Here is a 10769-nt window from a genome sequence, read left to right as displayed (position 1 = left end):
CAAATAATCACTTCTAACTCTTTTTTAATTAACATTTTGATATAAAATAAACCTCTCACTAATTTTACATTAGATTAAAAGTTGAAAACTATTCTTATAATCATAAAATGTTAAATTTTTGTCCAATGAGATAGTAATACCCCTCCTAAAAACCTGCTTATTTCCCTAGGTCGGTCTTCTTAAATTCTTCAGCATCATGAAATCCTAAATCGAACGAATACAACGTTTCTAATGTCTCTGAAGCTCCAATATATTTCAAAATACTCTCTATATCTTTGTATGATTGAAAATATAAAATTTTTGCTTTTGGTATTTTCCCGTCAGTTTGTAATTTTTTCTTCTTAATACCTAATTCTTCAAACATAAAATTATTTAAATGCTCCAAGATATCTTCAGACCCATGAATACGAAAGCGTGGTCTAACATAAATTTTATTTTCAGATCGTTTAACTTTTATCGTGCCAAGTTCATGCCTCAATAAAACATATTTTTTAATGAATATTTTTTTATTAAACTCACCTTTAGGAAATAACCTAGATTTTCCTCGTATCGGTGTCCAACCAAATTCTTTTACCTTTGTAATAAATGGATGGTCACTATTCATAGACATATTCCATTCCACATACCCTTTATCTTCACAATATCTTGATCTTGTTTCTTTCCCAAAGAAATCAGCAAACTTTTTTACTATCACTTGTGACTTATGAGTGAATTGAAAATAACCTCCTGATTCATAACCATTACGCCATACCATACCTAAAGCCTCTGAAAATACATCTGTTTTAATAAAATCATCTATCCAATTCTTCTCTATAAGATTATTAGTCATAAAATATTCCCCTTAAATTTTATCCTTCTAATCAATTGTAAAATAATACTTAATTTCTATAAACAAGAAATTAACCTTATAAATTTCACGTACTATATCCGATGTGTAAAACCAAATCTTGCAATAAAACTTATTCTACCATCCGTCCCCTTATCCTCTAACCAAAAAAGTAGTAAATCCTCTATTTATTCCTCTATCTTAGTGATTCATTCCCCCATAAGTTAAACACTCTCATATTTTTCTGCTTTTCTTCGTAATTAAGCTTGACTGAAGGTCTTGAGGGTTTTTATCATGTGGGAACGATTATGGAATACGGCTGGAAGGCAGATTTATCCCCTACTTTGAAAGATCACAAAAAAGTAATCGATCAAAATAGATGGATAAGCGTCTTGTTTTCGCCATGCGGTCACTTATAAGGTATCCGTATGTATAGACCCTGTTCACTCAGCGATTTTCACCGCATACATCCTTTTTCTATGGCTTGTCCTTGTAATATCGTCCCTACACGACAAACTGAATGTATTCCCTAGCACCGTAATGCTAACGATAACCACCCGAACCTTTTAGGGATTCGTCCCTGGGCACGTTCTCGCCCACCCTCATCAGAAGAACAGGATTCCAATGAGAGGTGCTGTTTTTGTAGGCGCATACTCTGTACCCCCTGCACGACCAACAGCTAGCCACGCACGTAACACGTTCCCTCTATATAGAAGCACGGAATTACGGCTTATCAGTTTTTATTTACGTGGTATCAGGCAATTCCACGCGAACAAAAACAAAAAGGCATCCCAAGTTCCTAAATGGCCTGTAGATCCACAAGACTTCTAGGTTTAGAGATGCCCGCTATATATCTTTTGACTACAAAAAATACAATTCTAGCATTTACTAGTTGAATTTTAGTCAAACAATAGATAAAATGGGTATATCAAAGAAGCCTCGTGAAAAGGCATAGTTGTTTAAGGTTAGTGGTGGTACACTTCTTAAACGTTAACACTGTGGTTGAATACAGCTAATTTCTAGTCAAGTGGTGGTACACTTGCTAGAGCAAGTCATTCCCGCTAAAGGTTGGTAGCCATTAGCATATGGGAGTGGCTTTTTGTTTTGTGTTCATATTCAATTGTTCTATCGATCTTCGTATATGTAAAATATCAAATTATGTTTTGTTTTGTAGAATGTTGCTTGTTGTGTACTACGTTACAACAAGCTTTTTTGTTTGTAAACAGCGAAATGACAACTTAAAACTACGCACAAGTAGAAAAATATACCTACGAAAAAGTGTAAAAGTATACTTTTCTACCATACTTTTAAATTTGGTATACTGTTTCTAACTTACGCATAAGTAGAAATGTATACTTAAAGCCTCATATTTATAATTTATTCCTGCTTTAAAATTGCGATTAACCCTTTATTAACGGTATATATATATAACACCTCTAAACTACGCATAAGTAGAAATGTATACTTTTACACCTTTGAAATCACCTACTCTATAAACTACGTATAAGTAGAAAAGTAGAAAAGTATACTAAAAAATCTTACGCTTTAGTATACTTTTCTACTCTTTCGATAAATTTGTTAGAAAAACATAAACTTTTCTTCGGTATACTGTTGCGAATATTGTATATAGATGTTACATTTTACTCAAAGGTATACTTATTCGGAGTTTTATGGAGGAATGTCGAAAATGACTAGACAAGCAACTACATACGTAATCGGTAACTTTAAAGGCGGAGTTGGAAAAACTAAAACAGCTACAATGTTGGCTTATGAAGCAGCTACTGTATTTAATGAGAAATGTCTATTAGTGGATATGGATCCTCAGGGGAATGCTACAAGAGTCCTTGCTAAAACAGGTGACATTGAACAAATAGACAAGTCTATTACAGATGCATTTTTAAATCAAAATTTAGAGAATGAGATTATCCCAGTTATCGAGAATTTGGATATCGTTCCATCTAATACTTCATTTAGAAAACTTTCAAAAATCCTCTTTGATATGTTCCCAGAGGATGAACTTGCACAAATTACATATTTAAAGAAGTTACTAGAACCATTAAAAGATAAATATGATCGTATCTACATTGACGTACCACCAACAATCAGTGACTACTCAGATAACGCTATGATAGCAGCTGATTATTGTATCATCGTTCTACAAACACAAGAGTTATCTTTAGAAGGTGCTCAAACATACATCGCTTATATGCAGTTCTTAGCAGAAACATATGATGCAGACCTACAAGTTTTAGGCATTATCCCAATGATGTTACATCAAGGAAAACGAGTGGATAATAAAGTATTACAACAAGCCCAAGAAATGTATGGTGGAAACGTTCTAAATACAATCGTCAGATATCAAGAGCGCCTAAAAGTATACGATATTGAAGGTATTCATAAAAACGTAAACGTTAGCGGTAATATTGATATGTGGGATGAAAAAGCTCACCAACTATTCATCGATGTTCTTAGTGAACTTAATGAACATGAAAATTATTTTGCTACTATTAACGCTTAAGGAGGAAGTTCATAATGTCTAAAGCGCCATTTCAGCCTATAGTCACAAAACCTGGAAACACTTTAAATGACAAAGGTGTACAGATAAAAGGAACTAACGATTTTGGCCGTAATAGTGAGCCTGTTAAAAAACAAGTTATTAAGCCTATTATCAATAAAGGAAAAGTAGCAGCTCCTGAGAAGCCTGATCAACGTTTAGTTCCATCTAAAACGGCTAAAATTTCACCAGCTGTTTTATTAAAGCTAAATACACTTAAACCATTTATAAAAGAACAAGAAAGCATGGATAAAGCATCGATTAATAGTATTATTGATATGCTTCTTGAAAGTTATGTAAATACTAAACTAACAACGAGACAATCTGAAGGTTATAAAGGGATGTACAAGCACCTTTATGAAATGCTGGAAAAGAAATAACACGTGAAAAGTTTAAATAGGAGTGGTACCTGTGGAAAATAAAAATAATTCATTTGTAGTAACAGTTACGCCTATTACCAACAACTTAGATTTAAACACAGACAAGAATTTACAGGCGCCCGAGAAAAAGAAGTTTAAAAACCAACAAGGAAGTATTAAGGTTTCTAATGAATCGAAAGTAGAACTTGAAGCACTTATGAAAATTACCAACAAGAAATTCGCTCATGAAATAATCAATCTACTTATAGATAATTATGTAGAAAAAGAATTAACTGCAGAGCAGAAAATGAAATTCAAATTATTGACTGGAATATAAAAAGAAGTATCCCTGAATCTAATTAGGGATACTTCTTTTTTATGAGGTACCTTCAGTATTTCAGAAAAAAACAACGCTAAGAGTATACATAAATTTATACAATTTTTCGAGTAATCCAGTAACAAACAATAACCCTAAAAGCGCGCTAGAATAGGAATGTATAAGAAAATGTATAGATCCATAGAACAAAAAAAGGCGGATTCCCTGTGAGAGTAAGGGTCCGCCTTTTTCCTTGCTACCGATAATGATGAGTTATGTTAACCTGACGTGTATAGGATATACATAATGCATGACTATAATAATTTATTGTCATTTAAGAATTTAATGGTAAACTTAAACTAAGAGATGAGCGAAAGGGGAATTTATACTTTATGGCAACTAACCTATAATAATCGACTAATTAGATACGAAAAAATCCCATTTTTGAATACGGGATAAGTGTGTCTTTTTTACAATATTATAGGGATACAAGGTATAAAAGTTGATAAAGCCCTTTTGGTTAATTTAATATCATCTCTATTCACATATGCTGTTGTGTCTCTCCAAATTGGAGGAATAAAGTATGAAACCCTTATATAGAAAAATAGCTGTTGTAACAGGTGTTAGCCGTTCAACAGGAATTGGAACAGCAATTTGTCTTTCACTTGCGGATGCAGGAGCAGATATATTTTTTACACATTGGACACCTTTTGATAAGGTAGAAGGTAAAGGTGCAGAAGAATATTGGCCCAAGATTTTAAGGGGAAAGCTTGAAAAATTAGGGGTTCGCGTAGGTCATATGCAAATAGATTTAGAAGACGAGAAATCCCCTTCTAAACTTCTTGATATAGTTGAAAATAAGTTTGGAACTCCAAGTATATTAATAAATAATGCAACATATGAGTCACCATCAAACTTTCATTCATTAAATGCTGATATTTTAGATAAACATTATAAAATAAATAATCGGGGAACCATTATGCTTAGCCTAGAGTTTGCTCGAAGATTTGAGAAAAGATTTCCTGAGGGTAAGAATGGCCGGATTATAAATCTCGTTTCAGGAGGACCAGATCCTAATAATCTTGCTTATATAGCTACAAAGGGATTGCTTATATCTATAACTGAACCACTTGCAGTTGCCTTAGCACCTATTGGTATAACTGTCAATTGTGTAAATCCCGGTCCAACTGATTCAGGGTGGATGAATGATCCTATTAAAAAGCTTTTGCTTCCACTTTTCCCTACGGGACGTATTGGAATGCCAGAAGATGCAGCAAAGATCATTAAATTTTTAGCAAGTGAAGAATCTGGCTGGATTACAGGACAACTCATTCGATCTGATGGTGGTTTCATTGGTAGATAGAATAGCTTTTTAAACTTATAATCATCACTGATATAAAACCCAGTCAAAACATTGTATTACCGTTTTAGACTGGGTTTTTATTTATAATTACATGCCAAAATAAAACAAAAAACAACTTCCAATAACGATAATTATGTAAATAAGCTGCCTATATGGACAGCTTATTTTTTGCTTAGCGTTGTTTTTTCGAAATGCTGACTATACCCATTTATGTTAAAAATATAATAATAAATACATCTTCCAACAAAGTAGAAAAGTAGAAATGTATACTTTTCTACTTTTGCGTAGTTTATTCTAAATCCTTTACTAGAACCTCCACCACGGCTTTTTCTTCTCTTTCGATGCAGCAATCTCATCCCGTACTTCCAATGGTTTCCCCACTAGCACATTTACATAATTATCGATAGAGGAAATAGTTTTAAGCATCAGGTAACACAAATTCCATTTGCCGACTCTGTGTTTTAAATCCAAGTTTTTCGTAGAATCGTATAGCCTTCTTGTTAAATTCTAAAACATTTAATTCTACACTTGTTGCTTGTATTTCTTTAGCATACTCAAATACTTTTTGTACTAATATTTTTCCTATTCCTGTTCCTTGACATATTTCACTTACACCAATATTGCGGATAAAGATTACTTTTCGCTCAACTAACTTTGGATTTTCGGCTGGTTCTTTAATATCTAAGATTAAATAAGCAAGAATCTCTTTATTATTGTCCTCTACTACAAATATCTCTATGTTTTTATCATTAAGCCACTCTTCGTATGCATTGTGATCCAAAGAAGCTGAAGTATCAGAGTAAATATCTGGTCTTCCCTCTATATGTAACTGTTGAACTTGCTTGTTTATATTTGATATATTCCAAAAATCTTCTGGAGTAGCTAGTCTTACTGTGAAAGGCAAAACTTCATTAGACATAAGTCCATTCCTCCAAATGTTTTATTTAAATTGGTTTTAACAAAGCGCATCATTATCCGTAGCGAAGACAAAGAGGAACCTTACTCTCACAAGGGAACCGCCTTGTTTTCACCAGAACTTCCACCACGGCTTCCTCTCTTTCGCTGCAGCAACCTCATTTCGAAATTCTTGCATCACTCTCTTCGTTTCCTGCATTTCTCGTAATGTCTTCATCAAAGTCTCATCACGCGCTTCCAATCGTTTTTCCACTCGTTCATTATGTGCTTCTACGCTTGCTTTAATTTCTTCATTACTTTGCTTAGCCTGCTCACTTAATCGTTTCTCCATCGCTAACATATTCTGATTCATTTCTTGCGCCATAACGCTGTACTGTTCCTGTAGTTGCTGTTTAATATGGAATGGCACTAAATCCGTTTCCTCAGCCTCTTCTTGAATCAGATCAGGATTAACTTTCTCTATTTGCTGCGCAATCATCTTCGCCGCCTTCTCTAGCGTCATACCGTCATGCTTACTCAGTTCAATTAATTTCTCAATCACCATAATGTCATTGTCTGTGTACTGGCGTCTGCCACGGTTATCCTTCTTTACTGCGAATCCCTCACGTGACAATACTTCCATGTACTTTCTAAGGGTGCTATCGGAAATTTCTAGTCGTTTGTATACTTCACTAGCGGAATAGACAATTTCGTCCGTCATAACGTCACAACACCTCCTAGTGACAGTATTCCATGATGGGAAGGGAATTCCTGCAAAAAACCTCCTATAAATACAGGAGGTTCTACTCATTATTTATTACTCTTAAATTCACAATACCAAAACCAGCTTGCTCTTTCCCTTCAATTCCAGTTACATACCCCTCAGATATTGTAACTTCATTTTCAATTGCCTGTTCTTTGTTACCTGTTAACCAATTTCCATAATTCTTCATACCATCTCTGGTATTTTTGTACACAAGTTGTAAGTCAATTAGACCATGACCTGCTTGTTCTTTAGTCCTAATTCCAATTACTATTTCTTGCTCAGAAACATCATCTTGTCTTACCCAATTCACATTTTCATTATTAGTCAACCATCCTGTTTCACCAGCATCACCTGAATTAAAATCGCGATAAGAAAGACGTAGATCAATAATTCCATAGCCCGCTTGTTCTCTTACTTCAATCCTAGATATAACTTTCCCTTGAGGTACAAATATTGGCCCACGATCTTCCCCGGCTGGATTCGTACTAACCCAATCAGACTTACTCATATTAACCATCTCCTTTTAGTGTTTCAAATACCAATATTATTTTGAGGCTAAATAAGAAATCTTATTCAACTTTATATTTAGAATCAACAATGGAATTGCCTTCACATTAAAAATATCCTTGCAATATCTATAATTTTAAAACTAAATAGCTTTAGCAATCTCTACTAGCAGCCTCCTAAACAACGGAATCATTTGAACTACAATATACCCAATCCCTGCACGACTTATTAACGAGAATCCTCGTTCCTGACTACCAAACATAATGAACAAACCACCGCATAACGCTATAACGGATACAATTCCCACTAATAAAACTCTCCTTATTATGCTTTTACAGCAAGACTATCCATGAAATTGCTAATTGAAGACGCTTGAAAGATTCGTAAGTTAGGAGAATTAATATCATACTGTTTATCAGTAATAATAAGGATTGACGGGAAGTATTTAGTTCCTTTCGGTTGCCACGATTCGTTATGCCATTCCTGGCTGTGGAAATATAACTCATATCTGTTTACCTTATCTTGCATAATCTTTTTACTGTAAACTGACTTCTGGACTTCAATGAAGAATGGAGATCGGCGCCATATTGTAAATGCATCAGGTTCCATGAATTCTTTTCCGTATTTCGGTTCAACTTTAAATAGTTTCGGTTTTTCATAATGGATAAGCTGTTTATATACATCTACAATTCCAAGGAAGTGGGGAATCTTTTGGCTAGTTTTACGGAGTGTACTAGGTTGAGGAAAATATATAAATGGCTGCTGTGTGATATTGGCATCCACATGACCGTCTCTCCTTAATCGTTTCATCACCGTGTTACAGCAAGTAACCGCGTTTTTAACTCCTTGAAAATGCAAATCGATAATATCATCCCTAGACATACATCTGAAACGTTTCAAATCACCCAATATCGCTTTGTCTCTACTCTTCATAATCTAACACCCCAAACAGTTTAATATCTTCTTGTGGAGGATTCTGAAGCTTCATATCCTCTTTAGGAATGCGATAAGGTTCAACACTTTGTTTCGCTTTGCTTAATTCTAAATAAGGAGCTTGCACTTTCTTTAATCCATTCAATTTTAAAATCATTTGGCCTGACTGTTCCAAGTGTTCTGAACCAGGTGTACCCATGATATTACTGTTAATCGTACTATCACATTTAAAACCCATTCTTACCGTCATGTTGAGTTTTAACTTACCATCTAATACTTTTGCATCTGGGCGTTGCATGGAAAGCATGAGGAAGACTCCTAGCGCCCTGCCGACTGCTGATATCTTTTCAACTGTAGACATACATTCCTTTTCATCTTGCAACATAGCTACTTCATCTATAGCAAGTAAGATATACGGTTTCTGATTATCAGGATTCATTTTGTTGTATTCATCAATATGGTCTACTTCATACTCTTCCATTAATTTTCTACGTTCGCGTATTTCCTTCCACACTTTCTGCAGCATTATCTTCATTTCGATTTCTTCCATGCAAACCTCTTTTACGTGTTTGACTCTTCTCAAGAAATGAAACTCTGAATTCTTTAAATCTCCCAGGTACAAGTGTAATTTATCTGGGGACATGTATTGAATGAGTGTAGATAGAACACCACGTACCATGCTACTTTTACCGCTCCCTGTTTCTCCAGCTATGAGTAAATGAGGTGTATTCGAATCAACCATGTCATACGTAATCGTGTTTCCAAATTGGTCACGACCTACCACAACAGGTAGACGATGCTGTTTTAGTAACGGCTGCCATTTCTTATAACTGTAATTGTATGGTTGTAATCCGGCATCCGAATGAAACACATTGAGGACAAACTTTTTGATATCACCCTCAATTGCTACATTCCGTCCTAATATTTGTTGAAAGCAAAACCATTTCTTTTCAATTGTCTTTGGATCCAGACCGTTTGGAATGGTAAATACATATCGAATATTTTCTTTTGATGAGGAAATGGCATGTATCTTCGGATAGATTGGTACTTTCCCACCTCTCGTTTGATGGTCCACATATAAACCCGCTTTTCCAAATACCTCTATAAGTTGATGCTTCAAACTTTGTTTATGCAGCCAATCCTTTACAATCCCCATATGTTCACCCCTCAAAACATAATTACGAGCCTGATAAATACATAACCAATTAGACAAACTCCGCCTATTCGTGTTCCGTGATAAATCCCTTCACTTACAAGTTTAGCTGCGGATACATGGTCATTTTTCACTAGGTATTTTTCCAGCACTACTGCCCCAATTAAAACTGTTCCCATAATTCCGAGCGCAAGGTAAGTATTTATCATTTGGTCTGACATATGAAGAAACGCTAATGGACTAACAGAATTGTATTTTCTTATTTTTGGTGCTTTATCTTTGTATGAACCATCCATAAATGAACGAAAAGGGATTACTTGTTTTCTTGTAAACATAAATCCACCATCCTTTTATTATTTATCACATTCTGCACAAGACTCTGAACAATACTTCTTTCCATTCAGTCTCCAAAACAACCAATCGGATAAAAGGCATTTACAATACTCACAAGTTTCTTCTGATGACATCTTGATGTTCATTGTATTCTCCCCTTTATAAACAGAATTTAAAATCCTGATGATACTTAGGTTTATTGATTGAAAACCTTGGTATCGTTACTTTGATAGCTAACTTGATAGCTACTTTGATAGTACAAATCATTTTTACCTTGATAGCAATTAGGCTATTTACTTTGGTAGCTGCTTTGATAATAAGTTTAATAACTACTTTGGTAGCGACCTTGATAAAGCATATTGTGAACGGCTTGGACAATATTCAAACTTTCGTGAAGTTTAAAAAGTTTAATTTTTGTACAGACTTGTTACCAATCAAGCAAGCGAGGGAGAGAGGAAAGATGTTCGGACTAGGAAAACCACGTTCACGTTTTGGTAAATTTCTTGATAAAAATAATCTTTCACAACAGGATATAGTGAAGGAAAGTGGTGTTAACAGAGGAACGATAAGTCGAATATGCCAGGGAGATGCATTTCAACCTTCATTGAAGAATGGGAATAAGATTATAAGAGCTTTAAAAAAGTTAACAGGGAAAAATGTTGATTATAATGATTTTTGGATGTAGCTTCACTTAAACGAGTGAGGCTATTTTTATTTTTTTATAAAAACCTCTTCATAAAAGAACATACATTCGTATATAATAAG

The 10769-nt window shown here is 34.5% G+C and carries 14 protein-coding genes; 5 read left to right on the top strand and 9 right to left on the bottom strand.

Annotated features, from left to right (window positions below; translation table 11 throughout):
* Positions 1–157: 157 nt before the first annotated feature.
* Positions 158–829 carry a hypothetical protein gene (locus ACQGSG_RS08725; protein ID WP_426947227.1) on the bottom strand — a complete coding sequence of 224 codons (672 nt, stop codon included), beginning with the start codon at positions 827–829 and terminating at the stop codon, positions 158–160.
* A gap of 1684 nt (positions 830–2513) precedes the next feature.
* Here ACQGSG_RS08725 and ACQGSG_RS08720 point away from each other — a divergent pair.
* The 4 genes from ACQGSG_RS08720 to ACQGSG_RS08705 all read left to right on the top strand — a co-directional run bounded on the left by ACQGSG_RS08720 (position 2514) and on the right by ACQGSG_RS08705 (position 5418).
* Positions 2514–3344 carry a ParA family protein gene (locus ACQGSG_RS08720; protein WP_000198084.1) on the top strand — a complete coding sequence of 277 codons (831 nt, stop codon included), beginning with the start codon at positions 2514–2516 and terminating at the stop codon, positions 3342–3344.
* Positions 3345–3358: 14 nt separating this feature from the next.
* Entirely contained in the window at positions 3359–3760 is a 402-nt protein-coding gene (locus tag ACQGSG_RS08715; protein WP_000030443.1) for a hypothetical protein, read from the top strand.
* 31 nt (positions 3761–3791) lie between these two features.
* Positions 3792–4076, top strand: a complete 285-nt coding sequence (locus tag ACQGSG_RS08710) for a hypothetical protein (protein ID WP_025967154.1) — start codon at positions 3792–3794, stop codon at positions 4074–4076.
* Positions 4077–4638: 562 nt separating this feature from the next.
* Positions 4639–5418 carry an SDR family oxidoreductase gene (locus ACQGSG_RS08705; protein WP_086390276.1) on the top strand — a complete coding sequence of 260 codons (780 nt, stop codon included), beginning with the start codon at positions 4639–4641 and terminating at the stop codon, positions 5416–5418.
* Positions 5419–5836: 418 nt separating this feature from the next.
* Here the strand turns inward: ACQGSG_RS08705 and ACQGSG_RS08700 are convergent, their stop codons facing one another.
* The 8 genes from ACQGSG_RS08700 to ACQGSG_RS08665 form a co-directional block, all read right to left on the bottom strand.
* Positions 5837–6337 carry a GNAT family N-acetyltransferase gene (locus ACQGSG_RS08700; RefSeq protein WP_098877380.1) on the bottom strand — a complete coding sequence of 167 codons (501 nt, stop codon included), beginning with the start codon at positions 6335–6337 and terminating at the stop codon, positions 5837–5839.
* Between the two features lie 108 nt (positions 6338–6445).
* On the bottom strand, positions 6446–7033 hold the full coding sequence (locus ACQGSG_RS08695) for a DUF3967 domain-containing protein (protein WP_325842350.1): 588 nt from the start codon (positions 7031–7033) through the stop codon (positions 6446–6448).
* Positions 7034–7115: 82 nt separating this feature from the next.
* Positions 7116–7586, bottom strand: a complete 471-nt coding sequence (locus tag ACQGSG_RS08690; RefSeq protein ID WP_325842349.1) for a hypothetical protein — start codon at positions 7584–7586, stop codon at positions 7116–7118.
* A gap of 141 nt (positions 7587–7727) precedes the next feature.
* Entirely contained in the window at positions 7728–7892 is a 165-nt protein-coding gene (locus ACQGSG_RS08685) for a hypothetical protein (RefSeq protein ID WP_325842358.1), read from the bottom strand.
* Between the two features lie 17 nt (positions 7893–7909).
* Positions 7910–8518, bottom strand: a complete 609-nt coding sequence (locus ACQGSG_RS08680; RefSeq protein WP_325842348.1) for a replication-relaxation family protein — start codon at positions 8516–8518, stop codon at positions 7910–7912.
* Positions 8508–9674, bottom strand: coding sequence for an FtsK/SpoIIIE domain-containing protein (locus ACQGSG_RS08675; RefSeq protein ID WP_325842347.1), 1167 nt, complete (start codon positions 9672–9674; stop codon positions 8508–8510). The genes ACQGSG_RS08680 and ACQGSG_RS08675 overlap by 11 nt, the downstream gene beginning before the upstream one ends.
* An 11-nt stretch (positions 9675–9685) precedes the next feature.
* Entirely contained in the window at positions 9686–10006 is a 321-nt protein-coding gene (locus tag ACQGSG_RS08670) for a hypothetical protein (RefSeq protein ID WP_098205000.1), read from the bottom strand.
* Between the two features lie 18 nt (positions 10007–10024).
* Positions 10025–10150, bottom strand: coding sequence for a hypothetical protein (locus ACQGSG_RS08665; RefSeq protein ID WP_255288280.1), 126 nt, complete (start codon positions 10148–10150; stop codon positions 10025–10027).
* 314 nt (positions 10151–10464) lie between these two features.
* Between ACQGSG_RS08665 and ACQGSG_RS08660 the strand changes: the two genes are divergently transcribed.
* Entirely contained in the window at positions 10465–10689 is a 225-nt protein-coding gene (locus tag ACQGSG_RS08660) for a helix-turn-helix transcriptional regulator (protein WP_016513776.1), read from the top strand.
* Positions 10690–10769 lie beyond the last annotated feature (80 nt).

The sequence above is a fragment of the Bacillus sp. GMa5/1 genome, from assembly GCF_050172015.1.
Taxonomy (GTDB): domain Bacteria; phylum Bacillota; class Bacilli; order Bacillales; family Bacillaceae_G; genus Bacillus_A; species Bacillus_A cereus.
This window is presented reverse-complemented; position numbering and strand designations above follow the sequence as displayed.